A 17,672-nucleotide genomic window follows, 5' to 3' on the forward strand; every position below is an offset into this window, starting at 1 on the left:
CGGCGGGTCGCTTCCCTCTTTCCATGGTGATCCCGTGCCCTTTCCGCGGCCTCCCGGAAGCCGCCGGGGGCGTCGCTTCGTCGACCGGTTCCACATGGACACGGAGCGTGACGGCGTCGAGGAGGGGGTGTGCGGGGATGGCGCCTCGCGGGCGTATCGCGATCATCGCGTGAAGGGGCGGCCCCGGGGAAAAGGGGCGTGGAAATGCCACGGCTCGCGCGGACGCGGCGGGGAATTGCGGGAATGGGGCTCTGCGGCCCCGGAATTCCTCTGGGCCACGGTGCAGGACGGGACCCTCGACCCGCCCGGCACCGTAGCCCGGAGTACTTACGGCCGGCGGGTGTGCGGTTCCCTCCGGCCGGTGGGAGGAGCCTGCGCGGTCAGGGCAGAGCGCGCGGGTTACCTCGATCCGTCCTCCTGTGCGGGGAGGGCGGAAGCGTAAGTCAATTGTGGACTAGACCATTCTGTTCTGTCCATCCAATGACGGGGGTATGCAACCCGTCACTTCCTCCAACAGTACGCGGACCGGGCCCCTCCTGGGTACTCCTGGGTAAGAGCCGTGGGGAAAGTCATGGCCATACCCGGGGTACGCTCGCCACGTGCCCTCCATGAACGACCTCGTACGCCAGCACACCGCTCTCGGTGAAACCGACCTGGAGTGGCTTCACCTGCTGGTTTCCGAGTGGCAGCTGCTCTCCGACCTCTCCTTCGCCGACCTCGTGCTGTGGGTGCCCACCCTCGACGGCACCCGCTACGTGTCGGTCGCGCAGATGCGCCCGAACACGGGGCCGACCTCCTATCAGGACGACATGGTCGGACACCTGGTTCCGCGTGGCCGGCGTCCACTGCTCGACGCCGCGCTCGACGAGGGACGGATCGTGCGCGAGGGTGACCCTGAGTGGCGCGAGGAGGTCCCGGTCCGCGTCGAGTCGATCCCCGTCCGCCGCGAGGGCCGGGTACTGGGAGTGATCGCCCGCAACACCAACCTGCTCACCGTGCGTACACCGAGCCGGCTGGAGCTGACGTACCTCCAGTCGGCCTCCGACCTGGCCCAGATGATCGCGGCGGGCTCGTTCCCGTACCCCGGCCAGCAGGTGGACATGGACGCCTCCCCGCGCGTCGGGGACGGCCTGATCCGGCTCGACGCCGACGGGGTGGTCACCTACGCGTCCCCGAACGCGCTCTCCGCCTACCACCGGCTCGGTCTCGCCTCCGATCTGGTCGGCCAGCACCTGGGCAACGCCACCGCCGAACTCGCCCCCTCCCGGGGCCCGGTGGACGAGGCCCTGGTCAAACTCGCCAGCGGCTGGGCCCCCCGGGAGACCGAGGTCGAGGGGAACGGCGGCGTCATCCAGCTGCGGGCGATCCCGCTCAAGCCCAAGGGCACCCGGATCGGTTCCCTGGTGCTGTGCCGCGACGTGACGGAACTGCGTCGTCGCGAACGTGAATTGATCACCAAGGACGCGACCATCCGGGAGATCCACCACCGGGTGAAGAACAACCTCCAGACGGTGGCCGCGCTCTTGCGGCTCCAGGCCCGCCGGATGGATTCCCCGCAGGGCCGGGAGGCCCTGAACGAGGCGGTGCGCCGCGTCGGATCGATCGCGATCGTGCACGAGACGCTCTCTCAAAACCTGGACGAGCGCGTCGAGTTCGACGAGATCGCCGACAGGGTGATCGCGATGGTCGCCGAGATCTCGCCCGGCAAGGTGCGGTGCCGACGCACCGGCCGGTTCGGGATCCTCGACGCCGAGGTCGCGACCCCGCTGTCGATGGTGCTGACCGAGATCCTGCAGAACGCCCTGGAACACGCCTTCACCCAGGGGGAGGGCGGCACCGTCGAGGTGTCCGCCGCGCGCTCCGGTTCCGGGCGGGCCGACGCCCGACTGTTGATCACGGTCCTCGACGACGGGTGCGGCCTGCCCGAGGGCTTCGACCCGCAGCGGGCCGGCAACCTCGGGCTCCAGATCGTACGCACCCTCGTGGAGGGTGAACTCGGGGGAACGTTCGACATGGTCCGGGTCGAACCGCGCGGCACCCGGGTCGTCCTCGACATACCGGCCAGCCCGCAGAAGTAGCAGCGAGTAGCAGCCGGAACGTCACCCTGCGTGACGATGTCGGTCGGCTCTGACCTGTTTCGCATCCCGCACAGCACTGAGCCCCGGACCGAAGGTTCTCGGTCCGGGGCTCAAGAGCACGTTGCTGAGCGCTTATACGGTTACTACGCGCTGCGGCTCGAGGCTCGAAAGTCGATGTCAGGCGGTGGCGTTGCGCGCCCGATTGCGAGCGGCGCGGCGCTTCATCGCGCGGCGCTCGTCCTCGCTGAGACCGCCCCAGACACCGGAGTCCTGACCGGACTCGAGCGCCCACTGCAGGCACTGCTCCATCACGGGGCAGCGGCGGCAGACGGCCTTGGCTTCCTCGATCTGCAGCAGCGCAGGACCGGTGTTGCCGATGGGGAAGAAGAGTTCCGGGTCTTCCTCACGACAAACGGCGTTGTGACGCCAGTCCATGGCTGCTCCATCTCCTTGTATTGCGGGCAGGTTGCTTGTGAATGTGAACGCTTTCACGAATCCCCCCGTGAGGGAAGGGCCGACCCCCAGTTGCCTGGTGGGGTCCGAGATTCGTGGAGGGGTTCTGGCGATCTGTGCGGGTGCCGGGTTCTGCGGGCTGTCCCGATCGCCATGTAGAGATTCGCAAACCTCGGACGGGGATACAACCCCTTCCGGAAAGTTTTTTTGGATTCGTCGGTGTCTACTAGGTCACAGCCCTAGTTCCTGGGGGTGGACCGGCGTGTATACGTTCGAGTGAAAGGGCTTTAGGCCCTTCCACTCACACAATCACACGCAGTGCACGGCGTACGCCTGTGAACCGAACGCTGGTGCGCAGCCCGAGGTGGTCGCCGTCCATCTGGAACGGGAGCGGAACCTTCGAATGCAAGGTGAAGTCGGTCAGATCGTGCAGAGACACCGCATGCTTGCCGTGCGGCCCGCGTTCAGGAGTCGAGGTCAGGAGCTGCGTGGCGTACCTGGCGACCGCCGGAGTTGACAAACGATCGAGTGCCAGTACGTCAAGCGCGGTATCGAACGACGCCTCCGGGGACGCGTAAAGCGGACGATTGCCCAGATACGTCCACGGCGAGGTGTTGCAGACTATCGACAGCACCAGATCCGTCACCGGATCCGCGCCGGGCCGCTCCAGCGTGACCGTGCCGTGCCTGCGGTTCGGCTCGTCCCAGAACTGACGCATGAGCTGTCGCACATAGAGGGCGTGTGTCGAACGCTTGCCGCGTTCCCGCTGCTGCTCCACCCGCCCCACCACACCCGCGTCGAAGCCGAAGCCCGCGCAGAAGGTGAACCAGCGCGCCGGGACCGATTCGTCCTCCGTGCCCGGGGTGCCGGCCGCCAGACCCAGACCGACCGTGCGTTCGCGTTCCTCGCGGAGCGCGTCGAGCAGGGCGCCGGTCGCCTCGACCGCGTCGTTCGGCAGGCCGAGCGCACGGGCGAACACGTTCGTGGATCCGCCGGGGACCACCGCGAGCCGGGGCAGCCGGTCCGGATCGGGCCCGTTGTGCAGCAGTCCGTTGACCACCTCGTTGACGGTGCCGTCACCGCCCAGGGCCACGACGAGGTCGACACCCTCGTTGGCCGCCCTGCGTCCGAGGTCCCGCGCGTGCCCCCGGTACTCGGTGGTCACCGCCTCCAGCTTCATCTCGCTGGCCAGGGCGTGGGTCAGGACGTCACGCGTGCGCGCACTGGTCGTCGTCGCTGCTGGGTTGGCCACGAGAAGTGCACGCATGAGCGCCAGCCTACCCACCCCTTCGCGGGTGGCCCCTACTGCCCGTCCCCTCCGGGGCCGGCGGGGCGCGGCTACCCTGCTGGGGTGAGTAAGAAGCCGACCTCGAACGTTCCCGCCCCCTCGTCCGCGCCGTCCCCCGTCGCGCTGCCCGGTCGGCTGACGGCCGCCGCCGTGCTCACCGCGCTGGAGGGTCTGGCGCTCGCCGGCCTCGGCGTCTACATGCTGTACGTGGGCATCGCCGGCGATCCCGACTCCCCGCAGCAGGCCGAGACCGGGGGCGTGACGCTGCTCGCGCTCGCCGCGCTCCCGCTGATCGCGGCGCGCGGGCTGCGCCTGGGCCGCCGCTGGAGCCGCGGCCCGGCGCTGATCACCCAGCTGATGGCGATGCCGGTCGCCTGGACCCTGTGGACCACGGGCGGGGCGATGGTCGCCGCCGCGGTGGCGCTGGCGCTCACGGCCGTGGCCGTGGGGGCGCTGCTCGTGAACCCGACGGCCACGGAAGCGCTTGGTATCGGGCCTGGGGAACAGACCCGATAACCCGTACGTCGATCCGTACGTCCTACTCCTCGACGAGGAGCTTCTCCCGGAGCTGGGCCAGGGTGCGGGCCAGCAGGCGGGAGACGTGCATCTGGGAGATGCCGACCTCCTGCGCGATCTGCGACTGGGTCATGTTGCCGAAGAACCGCAGCAGCAGGATCCGCTTCTCCCGCGGCGGCAGTCCTTCCAGCAGCGGCTTGAGGGACTCGCGGTACTCGACGCCCTCCAGCGCCTCGTCCTCCGAACCCAGGGTGTCCGCCACGGCCGGCGACTCGTCGTCGGTGTCGGGGACGTCCAGGGAGAGCGTGCTGTAGGCATTGGCCGATTCCAGCCCCTCCAACACCTCTTCCTCGGAGATGCCGAGCCGTTCCGCCAGCTCGTGCACCGTGGGGGAGCGGCCGTGCTGCTGTGAGAGTTCCGCCGTGGCCGTGGTCAACGAGAGCCGCAGCTCTTGAAGGCGGCGCGGCACCCGCACCGCCCAGCCCTTGTCACGGAAGTGGCGCTTGATCTCGCCGACGACCGTGGGCGTGGCGTACGTCGAGAACTCGACGCCGCGGTCCGGGTCGAACCGGTCCACCGACTTGATCAGGCCGATGGTCGCCACCTGGGTCAGGTCGTCCAACGGCTCGCCGCGGTTGCGGAACCGCCGAGCCAGGTGCTCGACCAGCGGCAGGTGCATCCGGACCAGCCGGTTGCGCAGTTCGGCCCGCTCCGGCGAGCCGTCGGGCAGTTCCCGCAGCTCGAAGAAGAGGGCCCGCGCGCCACTGCGGTCGCGCGGATCCGGCAGCGGCACGTGTGCCGCCGGCGCCATCGGGATCGGGGCCATCGGGGCCGTGGCAGCGGCCGGCGGTGGCTGTGCTGGTTGTGGTTCTTCGTGCTGGTTCTCGCTCACAGGGCCCGCCCGTCGCTCCGCCGAGTCCAAAAAGCCGTCTTCCGCATCCGCGTCGGCCGGGTGTGGCCGGGCGTGCAGTTGCTCCGGGATGCCACCGTCGACCTCGTGTCGTACCCGGGGCCGATCCCCGCCCCGCACCGGGATCTCCCCGCCGCTCACGCCGGGCCTGGCCCCGCGCCGCGCTGTTTGTAGAGGCTGATGCTCACTGTCCGGTCCTCCTCGACCGTCGCCTCGACCTTGCCGGCCAGCGCCGACAGGACCGTCCACGCGAACGTGTCCCGCTCCGGTGCGCGCCCGTCGGTGGTCGGTGCGGAGACCGTGACCTCCAGCGAGTCGTCGACCAGCCGGAAGACGCAACTGAGGACGGAGCCGGGCACGGCCTGCTGGAGCAGGATCGCGCAGGCTTCGTCCACCGCGATGCGGAGGTCCTCGATCTCGTCGAGGGTGAAGTCCAAACGTGCGGCGAGGCCGGCCGTGGCCGTTCGCAGCACCGACAGGTAGGCACCCGCAGCCGGCAGCCGGACTTCCACGAAGTCCTGGGTCCCGGGCTCGCCTGCGATCTGGGACACCCTCACCTCCAAGGTGGTACGAGCTCTGTTCGCCGGTGACGCTATCGCGATCCGGGCGATCGTGTCGCGGCACCCCGTGTGACACCTGCCCGGAGTCCCCACGCCCGCAGGCCGGTGACCGATGGTAAGCCCATGGGTACGGACAGTGGCTAGAGGTCTGCGGGCCCAAATCAGGGGAACCGGCGGAGGGTTGACCTACCCCGCCTCAGACGATCGAACCGTGGACAAAACACCACCGCCAGGTCTCGCCCGGTTCGAAGCTGCGCATCATCGGGTGGCCCGTCTGATGGTGGTGCGCCGTGGCGTGCCGGTAGGGGGAGGAATCGCAGCAGGCCACGTAACCGCACGCCAGGCACATCCGCAGCTGTACTGGATGGCTCCCGAGCGTCAGACATTCGGGACAGGTCTGGGCAAGGGGGATGGGCTCGGGGCGCGGCAGTTCGGCAACGTGGGTGCACTCGCTCATGATGGCCAGCGTACTGAGGTGCGGACGCCCGCGGACTGATGAGGATGGGTCTTCGATGGAGGTATTGCCGCTGGTGGCGCTGGTGGCGGGCAGCGCGGTGGTCGCGGGGTTGGCCCGTCGGACGTCCGTGTCGGCTCCGCTGCTGCTCGTCGCGGCCGGTTTGATGGCGTCGTACATCCCGGGCGTGCCGTCGTACACGCTCGACCCGCACATCGTGCTGCCGCTGCTGCTCCCGCCGCTGCTGCACACCGCCGCCATGGAGAGCTCCTACCTGGACCTGCGGGCCAACGCGCGGCCGATCGCCCTGCTGTCGGTCGGGTACGTGCTCTTCGCGACGCTCGCCGTCGGGTACGCGGCCTACCTGGTCGTGCCCGGTCTGTCGCTGCCGGTGGCGCTGGTGCTGGGCGCGGTCGTCGCTCCGCCGGACGCCGTGGCCGCCACCGCCATCGCCCGCAAACTCGGCCTGCCGAACCGGATCACGACGATCCTCCAGGGCGAGTCCCTGGTGAACGACGCCACCGCCATCACCGCCTACAAGGTGGCCCTGGCGGCGGCGGTCGGCGTCAGTGCCGGCTGGGCGGGCGGGATCGTCGAGTTCCTGCTCGCCTCGGTGGGCGGTGTCGGCATGGGCCTGCTGCTGATGGTGCCCATCCACCTGCTGCGCAGGTCGCTGCGGGACCCGCTGCTCCAGAACACCCTGTCGCTGCTGATCCCCTTCGTGGCGTACGCCGCGGCCGAACGGGTGCACGCGTCCGGGGTGCTGGCCGTGGTCGTCGTCGCGCTGTACCTCGGACACCGCAACTGGCAGGTCGACTTCGCCACCCGGCTCCAGGAGGCCGCGGTGTGGAAGGTGATCTCCTTCGTCCTGGAGTCGGTGGTCTTCGCGCTGATCGGGCTCCAGCTGCCGGTGGTCCTCAAGGGACTCGACGAGTACGCGGGCCCGGACGCCGCCTGGTACGCGCTGGCGGTGTTCCTGGCCGTGGTCGTGGCCCGGTTCGTCTGGGTGTTCCCGGCGACCTTCCTGCCGCGGGTGCTGTCCGAGCGGATCCGCGAGCGGGAACCCGAGACCAACTGGAAGGCGCCGGTCATCGTGGGATGGGCGGGCATGCGCGGGGTGGTCTCGCTGGCCATCGCCTTCTCCGTCCCGCTGAGCGTGCCGCACCGCAACCTGATCCTGTTCCTGACCTTCACCACCGTCATCGGGACCCTGGTGGTCCAGGGGTTGACGCTGCCCCCGCTGATCCGCCTGCTGAGGCTGCCGCCGCGGGACGCGCAGGCCGAGACGCTGGCCGAGGCGCAGGCGCAGAGCGAGGCGTCGCGGTCGGCCGAGGAGCGGCTCGACGAACTGCTCGCCGACCCGGCGAACGCGCTCCCGCCGCCGCTCGCGGACCGGCTGCGCACGGTGCTGGAGCGGCGGCGCAACGCGGTGTGGGAACGGCTGGGCGAGGTCAACGCGGTCACGGGCGAGTCGGCGGACGACGTCTACCGTCGCCTCGCCGGCGAGATGATCGAGGCCGAGCGGGAGGTGTTCGTGACGCTGCGGGACCAGCGGCGGATCGACGACGAGATGCTGCGGGCGTTGCTGCGCAGGCTGGACCTGGAAGAGGCGGCGGCCTACCGCGAGGAATCCTCCTGATCCCCGGGCGCGGCGGGCGGCGGGCGGCGGGTCGGGTTCGGACCCCGTCCCCGGGCGGCGGGGATCAGGGGCGGCCCGTGACGACGGCCGCGAGGGTGGTGCCCGGGGGGAACGCGCCGCGCTCCGTCAGGGCGGTCAGCGCCCAGAGCAGCTTCGCGACGTAAACGCGCTCGATCGGGACCCCGTGGCGGCGCTCGAAGTCCGCCGCGAACGCGTCCAGTTCCGCCGGGACCTTCGCGTAGCCGCCGTGGTCGAAGCCCTCGGCCAGGGTCCAGTCGCCGGCAGGGCCCCCGAACGCGGCCCGCTGGAGGGAACGTATCTCCGCCCCCAGGAAGCCACCCGCGAGCACCGGTACGCCCCACGCCCGCTGCCCGGGGTCCAGTCCCGCCGCCAGTCCCGCCAGGGTGCCGCCGGTGCCGCAGGCGACCGCCACCACGTCGGCCGCGCCGCGCAGCTCGCGGCCCAACTCCGCGCAGCCGGTCAGGGCGAGGGCGTTGCTGCCGCCCTCGGGGATCAGGTACGCGCCCTGCGCGTCCGCCGCCGCGAGCAGCCGGGCCAGGGTGTCCGGTTCGGCCTTGCGGCGGTACTGCGACCGGGACGTGAAGTGCAGCCGCATCCCGTCGGCCGCGCAGCGGGCCAGGGACGGGTTCAGCGGCCGACCGGCCAGCTCGTCGCCCCGGACCACGCCGACCGTCGCCAGCCCGAGCAGCCGCCCGGCGGCGGCGGTGGCCCGCAGGTGGTTGGAGTAGGCCCCGCCGAAGGTCACCAGCGCGGGGAACCCCCCGTCCAGGGCCGCCCGCAGGTTCGGTGCGAGCTTGCGCCACTTGTTGCCCGGCAGCTCGGGGTGCACGAGGTCGTCCCGTTTGAGCACCAACCGCACCCCGTACCGCTCGAACCGCTCGTCCGGCGCCTCGACCACCGGTGACGGCGGCCGGGGCAGGAGCAGGGAGCGGGGGTCCACGGGGCTGGTCACCTGCCCATTGTGGGGCGCTCCTGCCCATGCCGTCGCACGTCAGAGCCCCGCCCACACTCGTCGAGGCGGGTGAACGGGAGCGGAATCCGGAGCGGCGGACTCTTCTGATCGCCGGCGCCGGCGCCGGCGGGCCGGGGCCTACGCCTCGCGGGTGACGCGCGCGTGATCCGTGAACTCCCGCCTGAACAGGTCGTGCCCCGTCCTCCCGGCGTGCCGCAGCGCCCAGTCCTGCGCGTCCGCCTGTTCGTCGTGAGCACCGGATTCGGCTCCACAGCTCTCGGCGACGCAGAACGCCTCGTAGGTCACCCCGCCTTCGGGGGCGTGCCGGATCGTGTGGGGGACGTGGCGGAGCACCGCCCTGGTCATCGACTCACCTCCTCGTGCGGGTGCCGGCGGATCTCCACGTTGCAGTCCACGACCCCCGAAAGGTCCCGGCGCCGGTGGCACTCCGTGCGCTGAGCGACCAACGCCCCGCACACGTCGCAGGCCGGATCCGCCGGATCGGGGTCGGGTACTGGGAACGGATCACGCTGTTCGACCTGCTGCCACAATCCCCGCACCATTCCGAAACCCCTTCACTGTCCGTTGGTATCGCGATCTTCGCGCTGGTGATCAGGACGGGGGAACCTCGTACGTTCGGCATCTCGGGACGTCCCACAGCCTGTAGAACGTCCCCATGCAGAACGAGCGGTTAAGGGCCGTCATGGCATCCGGCGGATGGACCCATGCCTCATTGGCCGGCGCGACCGACGTGGACCCGAAGAGCGTGGAACGCTGGGTCAACCTCGGGCGCACCCCACGGCGGGCGACTGCCCTCAAGGCGGCCGAGGCGTTGGGCGAGGACATTCACGCCCTGTGGCCGGCGCTCCGGCAAGCGCGGGCGGCGCGGGCAGTCAGTCCGGAACTGATGGCTCTGTACGACCAGCGGGCAGACCTTCCCGTATCCGTGTTCGTGGGTCTTCTTGCCGCAGCGCACGAGCGCATCGACGTTCTGGTCTACGCGGCGGTGTTCCTGCACGAGGCGTATCCCCGACTGAACGATCTCCTGCGGGAGCGTGCCGCCGAGGGGTGCGCGGTACGCATCGCAGTCGGAGACGCGGACAGCGAGAACGTCCGGCAGCGTGGGCGGGAAGAGAAGTTCGGACACGGCATCGAATCCCGCTGTCGCCTCGCTCTCTTGCACTACCGGCCGTTGGCGAGCGTGCCGGGCATCGAGCTTCGGACACACGGCACCGCGCTCTACAACAGCTTGTACCGGGCTGATGATCAGGTGTTGGTCAATGCCCACGTCTGGGGTGTGAACGCGTACGGTGCGCCCGTGTGGCACCTTCGCCGCCACGACCCCGGCGGCATGTTCGACACCTACGCGGACAGCTTCAATGCCGTGTGGGAGACAGCGCGCCCCGTGGAGGCATGACCGGATGGCCCGGACCGAGTACTACGACGATCCTCACGCGCCCGAGCCGAACAGCATGGTCGTGGCCGCATCGGCGGTGGTCACCGACGGCGAGGGCCGCATCCTGCTGCAACGGCGACGGGACAACGACCTGTGGGCGCTGCCCGGCGGCGGGATGGACCTGGGCGACTCGCTGCCCGGCACGGCCGTCCGCGAGGTCAAGGAGGAGACCGGGCTCGACGTGGTGATCACGGGACTGGTCGGCACGTACACGGACCCCCGGCACGTCATCGAGTACAGCGACGGCGAGGTCAGGCGGCAGTTCAACGTCTGCTTCACGGCCCGTGTCACGGGCGGAGAACTGTCCCTCTCCGACGAGAGCACGGAACTGCGGTTCGTGGCGCCGGCGGATCTCGACGCACTACCCGTGCACCACACCCAACGCCTGCGCCTACGACACTTCCTGGAGCACCGCTCCGCCCCGTACCTCGGCTAGCCGGCGGCCGACGAGCAGCCCGAGATGGGTCGTCGGCCGGAGCGAGGCTTCGCCGTCCAGTTGTGCGGCACGGGGATCGGACATCCGCACGGCGAAGCCCACGGGGCGGACGGTGTCATGGTCCGCCCCGTGGCGGGGCGGTCACTTGAGGCGGTCCGCCACGCGTTCGCGGAACCACGTCATCGTGAACCCCTTGGGGTCGATCTTGCCCGGCTGCCATTCGAGGTGCCCGATCACCGAGCGCTCGGTCCAACCGTGGAAGCGGCAGACGGCAGCGGCCGCCCGGACCATGGCGTCGAGCTGCACCGCGGGCCAGGGGTCCTTGCCGTCGCCGAGGTTCTCGCACTCGAAGCCGTAGAAGTGTCGGTTGCCGTCGGTGTTCGCCGTGTGGTCCGGAGGGAGCCGCTTCTCGGCGATCACCGCGGCCAGGACGTCGGAGTCGCCGGAGCCCGCGTGGTTGGCGCGGCCGTAGCCGACGAGGTGGACCCGGCCGTCCTTGGTGATCACGCCGTGGCAGAGCGGGCCGGGCAGGTCCTCGTCGCCGTCCCGGCAGAGCCGGACCGTGTACGCGGTGCCCTGCGTGACGGTGTGATGGATCATCACCCCGTTGACCGGCCCCCAGGGGCCCTTGTGGTTGCGGTTGTGGGTGCGCCAGGCGCCGACCTCGACGACGCGCAGCCCCTCGTTGCGCAACTGGGTGAGGAAACGGTCTGCGGACATGGGTGCGGACATGGACGCCTCCTTCCGTGCGTGAGGGGCCGATCACCTTTCGTGTTCGACCCATCACGTTCCGGTGTAGTGGAGGGAGTCCTTCCGCGGCTAGCGCGTTCGTACGGCGAGCGAGCGAATCCGGACATTCACGGAAGTCTCGTCCGCCCCTCGCGTCCCGTCGACCTCGGATGTCACGCGGAGGCGAGCCACAGGTCGGGCCCGAAGACCTCGTAATGGATGTCCGCCGCCGGTACGCCCTTGTCGAGCAGTTGTTCGCGGACCGCGCGCATGAAGGGCAGCGGCCCGCACAGGTAGGCGTGGGTGCCCGGGGCCACCGGGACGTCGGAGAGGTCGAGCCGGCCGACCCCGTCGTCGGCCGCGGCGTCCTCGTGGCCGGTCTCGTACCAGAACCGGGCCGAGGCGTCGGCGAGCTTGTGCGTGAAGGCCCGGTGGTCGCCGCGCAGGGCGTGGTCGGCCGGGGAGCGATCGGCGTGCAGGACGGTCACCGGGGCGCCGTGCCCGGTCTCGGCCAGGTGCTCCAGCATCGACAGCATCGGCGTGCAGCCGATCCCGGCCGAGGCCAGCAGCACGGGCGAGGCCGGGTCCTGGAGCACCAGGTCGCCGTACGGGGCCGAGACGCGCAGGGTGTCGCCGACGCGGACCTCGGCGTGCAGGTGGTGGGACACCTCCCCGTCCGGGCCCCCCGCGGCCGGCCCGTGGACCCGCTTCACGGTGATCGCGCGGACCGGGGAGGCGGGCGACGAGGAGAGGCTGTACTGGCGGATCTGCCGTGCGCCGTCCGGGAGTTCGACCTGGACGGAGACGTACTGGCCCGGCTTGAAGCCGGGGGCGGGCGCCCCGTCGGCCGGGACCAGGTGGAAGGTGGCGCAGTCGACGGTCTCCTCGACGCGGCGGACGACCGTCCACGGGCGCCAGACGTCGCCCGCGACGACCCGCCGCTCGGCGTACAGCCGCTCCTCGATGGCGATGAGGGCGCCCGCCATCAGCCAGTAGACCTCGTCCCAGGCCTCGGCGACCTCGGGCGTGACGGCCTCCCCGAGAACCTCCGCGATGGCCTCGAACAGGTGCCGGTGGACGATCGCGTACTGGTCGCGGGTGATGCCGAGCGAGGCGTGCTTGTGGGCGATGTGGCCGAGCATCACGTCGGGCCGGGTGTCGGGGTGCCGGACGAGGTGGCCGGCGAACGCGGCGATGGAGCCGGCCAGGGCCTGCTGTTGCAGTCCGGCCTTCTGGTTGCCGCGGTTGAACAGGTCGCGGAGCAGGGCCGGGTGGGCGGCGAACAGCTTCGCGTAGAAGAGTTCCGCGATGTCGCCGACGGCCGCCCCCACGGCGGGCAGGGTGGCGCGGACGGTCGCGGTCGACTTCTCGGACAGCATCGGGAAGCTCCTCTGTAAGTTGACTATTGGATACCAATTAAAGGGCGTGAGGGTCTCCGGGTGATGCGGAGATCTGTTCGAAGAGCCCTCGGGTGTGGCGTGGGTGGGGTGACGGCCGCTCGGAACCGGCCATCCGCGCCTCAGCCGGCGGGGCCCCCGCCCCGACCGGGCGGTCCGCTCGAAATGCCGAGCAGCAGCGGTCCGGTGGGGGCCGCCACCAGGTCGTTCACCGTGAGCGGGTCCAGTGCGGCGAAGAAGGCCTCCTGGGCCCGACGCAGCGCGCCCCGCAGGAGGCAGGCGCTCCGCAGTGGACACGGGACGGCGCCGTCGCAGTCCACGACGTCGCCGACGCCCTCCAGTTCGCGCACCACCGTCCCCACCGAGGCGGCGCGGCCGGCGCCGGTCAGGGCGAGCCCGCCGCCCCGGCCGCGCCGCGCCTCGACCAGGCCGAGGTGTTGCAGCCTGGCCACCACCTTCGCGGTGTGGGTGTACGGGACCTCCATGGTCGCCGCGACCTCGCGCGTGGTGGGGAGGTCCGTGTCCTCGACGGCCAGACGCATCAGGACGCGGAGCGCCAGATCGGTGAATCGGGTCAGCCGCATGACGCCACCGTAGAAAACTGGAATCTTCGATGCAAGTTAAGTCGAGGCGGTGGGCGTGGATGGCTGAAACCAGAGGGGTCGGAGGGGCTGGAGGGGAGAAAGTGACTCATCAGAGTGCCCACACCCCATACGGAGTAGTCCCACCCTTTTGTGTAATGGTCTCACCACGCCGCGCACTGGAAGGCTGATCCCGCAGATCCATGGAGTGATCGAAAGGGAAACACATGTCGGTCCAGGCAGGTTCCGAATCCGAAGTCCAGGCACCGCAGCGCAGTCTCGGGACCTCGGCCGCGCGGAACTTGGCAACCACGACCAAGTCCGCGCCGCAGATGCAGGAGATCACCTCCCGGTGGTTGCTCAAGATGCTCCCGTGGGTGTCGGTGCAGGGCGGTACGTACCGGGTCAACCGGCGGCTCAGCTACTCCGTCGGTGACGGCCGGGTGGAGTTCATCAAGACCGGCACCCAGGTCCAGGTGATCCCCGCCGAACTCGGAGAGCTCCCGCTGCTGCGCGAGTACGAGGACGTCGACGTCCTGACCGAGCTCGCCGCCCGGTGCCACCAGGTCGACTTCGAGGCCGGCCAGGAGCTCACCTCCTTCGGCAGCCCCGCCGACAGGGTGTTCCTGCTCGCCCACGGCCGGATCGACCAGATCGGCACCGGCCCCTACGGCGACGACGCCGTCCTGCAGACCGTCGCCGACGGCGCCTACTTCGGCGAGGACGCCCTCGTGGACGAGGAGGCCATCTGGGAGTACACCGCCCGGGCCGCCACCTCCGGTACCGCGCTCGTCCTCTCCCGGCAGGACTTCCAGCTCCTCGCCGACCGGGTGGACTCGCTGCGGGCGCACGTGGACGAGGTACGGGCCCTGCCCGCCCAGCGGACCAACAAGTACGGCGAGGCCGCGATCGACCTCTCCGCCGGCCACCAGGGCGAGGCCGTGCTCCCCGGCACCTTCGTCGACTACGAGGCCAGGCCGCGCGAGTACGAGCTCTCCATCGCCCAAACGGTTCTGCGCGTCCACACCCGCGTCGCCGACCTCTACAACCAGCCGATGAACCAGACCGAGCAGCAGTTGCGGCTCACGGTCGAGGCGCTGCGCGAGCGCCAGGAGCACGAGATGCTCAACAACCGCGACTTCGGCCTCCTCCACAACGCCGACTACGACCAACGCATCCAGCCGCACGACGGCGCGCCCAGCCCCGACGACATGGACCAGCTGCTCAGCATGCGGCGCGGATCCAAGCTCTTCCTCGCACACCCCAAGGCCATCGCCGCCTTCGGCCGCGAGTGCAACAAGCGCGGGCTGTACCCGGAATCGATCGAGATCGGCGGTCACCGGGTGCCGTCCTGGCGCGGGGTGCCGATCTTCCCGTCCAACAAGATCCCGATCAGCGACGCCCGGACCACCTCCATCCTCTGCATGCGCACCGGCGAGGACGAGTCCGGCGTGATCGGCCTGCACCAGCCGGGCATCCCGGACGAGATCGAGCCGAGCACGTCGGTCCGCTTCATGGGCATCAGCGAGCAGGCGATCATCTCGTACCTGGTCACCACCTACTTCTCCGCCGCGGTGCTCGTCCCGGACGCGCTCGGCGTGCTGGAGAACGTCGAGATCGCCCGCTGGCGCTGATGAGAGGTCCGGCCGAACGGCGACGGGGGAGTACGGGGGAGCGCGATGGCGACCACTGAGGCGATCACCACCGGCGAGGGGCACGAGGCCGCGGCCCTGCTGGAGCGGACGAAGGAAACGGTCAACCCGGAGCTGCGCCGGGCGATCGAGAGCCTGCCCGCAGGGATGCGACGCGTGGCGATGTACCACTTCGGCTGGGAACACGCGGACGGCGCTCCGGCCGCGGGGAACGCGGGCAAGGCCATCAGGCCCGCGCTCGTCCTCGCCTCGGCGCAGGCCCTCCAGGGGGCCGGCGCGGAGGCCGGGGACACCGTGCGGGCGGCCGTCGCCGTGGAGTTGGCGCACAACTTCACGCTGCTGCACGACGACGTCATCGACAAGGACGTCCGGCGGCGCGGCCGGGCCACGGCCTGGACCGTGTTCGGGATGCCGGACGCGATCATCACGGGCGACGCGATGATGTCGCTCGCGCTGAAGCTGCTGGCCGAGGATCCGCACCCGGCCGCCCCGGCGGCCGCGGCCCGGCTCTCGGCCTGCGTGATCGAGCTGTGCGCCGGGCAGCAGGCGGACTGCGCCTTCGAGCGGCGCGGGGACGTGTCGCTCGACGAGTGCCTGACGATGGCGACGGCCAAGACCGGGGCCCTGCTGGGCTGCGCGTGCGCGCTGGGGGCGCTGTACGCGGGGGCCGGCCCGGACGAGGTCGACGCGATGGACGCCTTCGGCCGGGAGGCCGGCCTGGCCTTCCAGCTGATCGACGACCTGATCGGCATCTGGGGGGACCCGGGGCACACCGGCAAGCCCGCCGGGGCCGATCTGATCGCCCGCAAGAAGTCCCTCCCGGTCGTGGCCGCCCTCACCTCGGGCACCGCGGCGGGCGAGGAACTGGCCGCGCTGTACGCGGGCCCCATGGCCGGGGACGACGTGCGCGCGGCGGCCGACGCCGTGGACCGGGCCGGGGGGCGTGACTGGGCGCAGGCCCACGCCGCCGACCGGATGGGTCGGGCCGTGCAGCAGCTCTCCAGGGCCGTCCCGGACCTGGGGGCGGCGGGCGGGTTGCTGGCGCTGGCGGAGTTCGTCACCCGGCGCACCAGGTAGATCCACCGGCCGCGAAGGCGCGCACGCGACCGCCCACGCGTGGAGAAGGGCCTGTTCCCGCACCGTACGACGGGGAACAGGCCTTTTCGCGCGCGCGGTCGCGTGCGCGCCTTCCCGGCCGTTCGGGCCAACTCTAGGATCACCCGCAGTCGTTGACGCGCGAGTGAGGGGTGGGTCCAGTGGTGCTGGAGATACGTCAGGCGGATCGGTCGGACCGGGACGCGGTGGCGCGGCTGCTCGACGAGGCCTTCCGTGAGGACCCCGTCAGCTGCTGGGTCTTCCCGGATCCGGGGCACCGGGCGACGGTGCACGGGAAGTTCCTCGGGGTCTTCGTGGACGTGGCGCTCGCCGACGGGCGGATCGACTACGCGACGGACGGTTCGGCGGCGGCGCTGTGGCTGCGGATCCCGGCGGGCGAGCCGGAGGGCGAGGACGAGGTCCCGGCGAGGATGCGGGCGGTGGCCGACCCGGACAACGAGCGGTGCGAGTTGGTGGGCCGGCTGACCGGCGAGGCGCACCCGACGTCCGAGGAGCACGAGTACCTGCTGATGATCGCCGTCGCGCCCGACCGGCAGGGCGAGGGGCTGGGCACGGAGCTGATGCGGCCGGTGCTGGAGCGGTGTGACCGCGAGGGGCTGCCGGCGTACCTGGAGGCGAGCAGCGAGCGCAGCAAGGGGCTGTACGAGCGGCTCGGCTGGGAGTTCACGGGGACGGCGGTGCGCCTGCCGGAAGGGCCCCTGATGTGGCCGATGTGGCGCAAGCCGCGGGGCTGAGGAAAAAGGTGTAGTCAAAGTACTTCGCGTGAAGTACTTTGACTGCCGTGCCCCGGAGCGGTGGCATCCCCCGGCGAAAGGGAATCGCTTGCGCAAGCTCACGTACTACCTCGCCACCTCCGTCGACGGCTTCATCGCCGATCCGGACGGTGACGGTGACTTCTTCAACAAGTGGCTGGATCCCGAGTACTCCGGCGCCATGTTCGCCGAGTTCCCCGAGACCGTGCCGACGCACGTCCAGGCGGCGCTCGGCCTCGACCCCGGCGCGCCGCGGCGCTTCGACGCGATCGTGATGGGCCGCGGCACCTACGACCCGGCGTACGACGTCGGGATCACCAGCCCGTACGCCCACCTCGACCAGTACGTCGCCTCCCGCTCGCTCACCGAGTCTCCCGACCCGGCCGTCGAGATCATCAGCGGGGACGTGGCGGCGCGCGTGCGGGAACTGAAGGCGCGACCGGGTCTGGGCATCTACCTCTGCGGTGGCGCCGACCTGGCCGGGCAGCTGGTCGAGGAGATCGACGAGTTCGTCGTCAAGACGTACCCGGTCTTCGTGGGCTCCGGCATCCCCATGTCCCGCGCGGGATTCGCGCTGCGGGAACTGGAACTGACCGACGTCCGGTCCTTCACCGGCGGCCAGGTGGTCACCACCTACGCCCGCAGGCGCTGACCCGCCGCCGTCGCCCCGCCGAACGCGCGA

Annotated in this window: 19 protein-coding genes; 9 read left to right on the top strand and 10 right to left on the bottom strand. The window is 70.8% G+C overall.

Translation table 11 applies throughout. From position 1 onward, the window contains the following. The first annotated feature begins 608 nt into the window (after positions 1-608). Complete coding sequence (locus ADK55_RS06140) at positions 609-2,078, top strand: sensor histidine kinase (protein ID WP_078998561.1); 1,470 nt, start codon at positions 609-611, stop codon at positions 2,076-2,078. A gap of 177 nt (positions 2,079-2,255) precedes the next feature. Here the strand turns inward: ADK55_RS06140 and ADK55_RS06145 are convergent, their stop codons facing one another. Both ADK55_RS06145 and ADK55_RS06150 read right to left on the bottom strand, forming a co-directional pair. Further along, positions 2,256-2,513 (bottom strand): WhiB family transcriptional regulator, encoded by a 258-nt coding sequence (locus ADK55_RS06145; RefSeq protein WP_004937597.1) that lies wholly within the window; start codon positions 2,511-2,513, stop codon positions 2,256-2,258. A gap of 319 nt (positions 2,514-2,832) precedes the next feature. Next, entirely contained in the window at positions 2,833-3,798 is a 966-nt protein-coding gene (locus ADK55_RS06150; RefSeq protein ID WP_053676429.1) for a diacylglycerol/lipid kinase family protein, read from the bottom strand. An 84-nt stretch (positions 3,799-3,882) separates the two neighbouring features. Here ADK55_RS06150 and ADK55_RS06155 point away from each other — a divergent pair, with 84 nt between their 5' ends. After that, entirely contained in the window at positions 3,883-4,335 is a 453-nt protein-coding gene (locus ADK55_RS06155) for a hypothetical protein (protein ID WP_053676430.1), read from the top strand. 22 nt (positions 4,336-4,357) lie between these two features. On the opposite strand, the gene ADK55_RS06160 is transcribed toward ADK55_RS06155, so the two are convergent. The 3 genes from ADK55_RS06160 to ADK55_RS35980 all read right to left on the bottom strand — a co-directional run bounded on the left by ADK55_RS06160 (position 4,358) and on the right by ADK55_RS35980 (position 6,262). Then, a complete protein-coding gene (locus tag ADK55_RS06160; RefSeq protein ID WP_063839456.1) occupies positions 4,358-5,371 on the bottom strand; it encodes an RNA polymerase sigma factor SigF in 1,014 nt (337 codons plus the stop codon). Between the two features lie 11 nt (positions 5,372-5,382). Then, positions 5,383-5,796 carry an anti-sigma regulatory factor gene (locus ADK55_RS06165; RefSeq protein ID WP_053676432.1) on the bottom strand — a complete coding sequence of 138 codons (414 nt, stop codon included), beginning with the start codon at positions 5,794-5,796 and terminating at the stop codon, positions 5,383-5,385. Positions 5,797-6,001: 205 nt separating this feature from the next. Next, positions 6,002-6,262 (bottom strand): UBP-type zinc finger domain-containing protein, encoded by a 261-nt coding sequence (locus ADK55_RS35980; protein WP_078998547.1) that lies wholly within the window; start codon positions 6,260-6,262, stop codon positions 6,002-6,004. A 55-nt stretch (positions 6,263-6,317) separates the two neighbouring features. On the opposite strand from ADK55_RS35980, the gene ADK55_RS06170 reads away from it, so the two are divergent. Further along, positions 6,318-7,898, top strand: a complete 1,581-nt coding sequence (locus ADK55_RS06170; protein WP_053676433.1) for a Na+/H+ antiporter — start codon at positions 6,318-6,320, stop codon at positions 7,896-7,898. 64 nt (positions 7,899-7,962) lie between these two features. On the opposite strand, the gene ADK55_RS06175 is transcribed toward ADK55_RS06170, so the two are convergent. After that, a complete protein-coding gene (locus ADK55_RS06175) occupies positions 7,963-8,871 on the bottom strand; it encodes a 1-aminocyclopropane-1-carboxylate deaminase/D-cysteine desulfhydrase (RefSeq protein WP_053676434.1) in 909 nt (302 codons plus the stop codon). A gap of 138 nt (positions 8,872-9,009) precedes the next feature. Beyond that, positions 9,010-9,237, bottom strand: a complete 228-nt coding sequence (locus ADK55_RS06180) for a hypothetical protein (RefSeq protein ID WP_053676435.1) — start codon at positions 9,235-9,237, stop codon at positions 9,010-9,012. 310 nt (positions 9,238-9,547) lie between these two features. Between ADK55_RS06180 and ADK55_RS06185 the strand changes: the two genes are divergently transcribed. Next, a complete protein-coding gene (locus ADK55_RS06185) occupies positions 9,548-10,288 on the top strand; it encodes a helix-turn-helix domain-containing protein (protein ID WP_053676436.1) in 741 nt (246 codons plus the stop codon). A gap of 4 nt (positions 10,289-10,292) precedes the next feature. Beyond that, positions 10,293-10,763, top strand: coding sequence for an NUDIX domain-containing protein (locus tag ADK55_RS06190; RefSeq protein WP_053676437.1), 471 nt, complete (start codon positions 10,293-10,295; stop codon positions 10,761-10,763). Between the two features lie 141 nt (positions 10,764-10,904). Here the strand turns inward: ADK55_RS06190 and ADK55_RS06195 are convergent, their stop codons facing one another. From ADK55_RS06195 to ADK55_RS06205, 3 genes are all read right to left on the bottom strand, one after another. Further along, a complete protein-coding gene (locus ADK55_RS06195) occupies positions 10,905-11,495 on the bottom strand; it encodes an N-acetylmuramoyl-L-alanine amidase (protein WP_053676438.1) in 591 nt (196 codons plus the stop codon). 170 nt (positions 11,496-11,665) lie between these two features. After that, positions 11,666-12,871, bottom strand: coding sequence for a globin domain-containing protein (locus ADK55_RS06200; protein WP_053676439.1), 1,206 nt, complete (start codon positions 12,869-12,871; stop codon positions 11,666-11,668). A gap of 140 nt (positions 12,872-13,011) precedes the next feature. Continuing rightward, entirely contained in the window at positions 13,012-13,473 is a 462-nt protein-coding gene (locus ADK55_RS06205; RefSeq protein ID WP_053676440.1) for an RrF2 family transcriptional regulator, read from the bottom strand. A gap of 224 nt (positions 13,474-13,697) precedes the next feature. Between ADK55_RS06205 and ADK55_RS06210 the strand changes: the two genes are divergently transcribed. From ADK55_RS06210 to ADK55_RS06225, 4 genes are all read left to right on the top strand, one after another. Then, positions 13,698-15,104, top strand: coding sequence for a family 2B encapsulin nanocompartment shell protein (locus ADK55_RS06210; protein WP_053676441.1), 1,407 nt, complete (start codon positions 13,698-13,700; stop codon positions 15,102-15,104). 45 nt (positions 15,105-15,149) lie between these two features. Beyond that, complete coding sequence (locus ADK55_RS06215) at positions 15,150-16,199, top strand: family 2 encapsulin nanocompartment cargo protein polyprenyl transferase (RefSeq protein WP_053676442.1); 1,050 nt, start codon at positions 15,150-15,152, stop codon at positions 16,197-16,199. Positions 16,200-16,378: 179 nt separating this feature from the next. Then, a complete protein-coding gene (locus ADK55_RS06220) occupies positions 16,379-16,972 on the top strand; it encodes a GNAT family N-acetyltransferase (protein WP_053676443.1) in 594 nt (197 codons plus the stop codon). 88 nt (positions 16,973-17,060) lie between these two features. Continuing rightward, positions 17,061-17,642: a dihydrofolate reductase family protein gene (locus ADK55_RS06225; RefSeq protein ID WP_053676444.1), complete on the top strand. Its 582-nt coding sequence runs from the start codon at positions 17,061-17,063 to the stop codon at positions 17,640-17,642. Positions 17,643-17,672: the final 30 nt, after the last annotated feature.

Source organism: Streptomyces sp. WM4235, assembly GCF_001279725.1.
Lineage (GTDB): Bacteria > Actinomycetota > Actinomycetes > Streptomycetales > Streptomycetaceae > Streptomyces.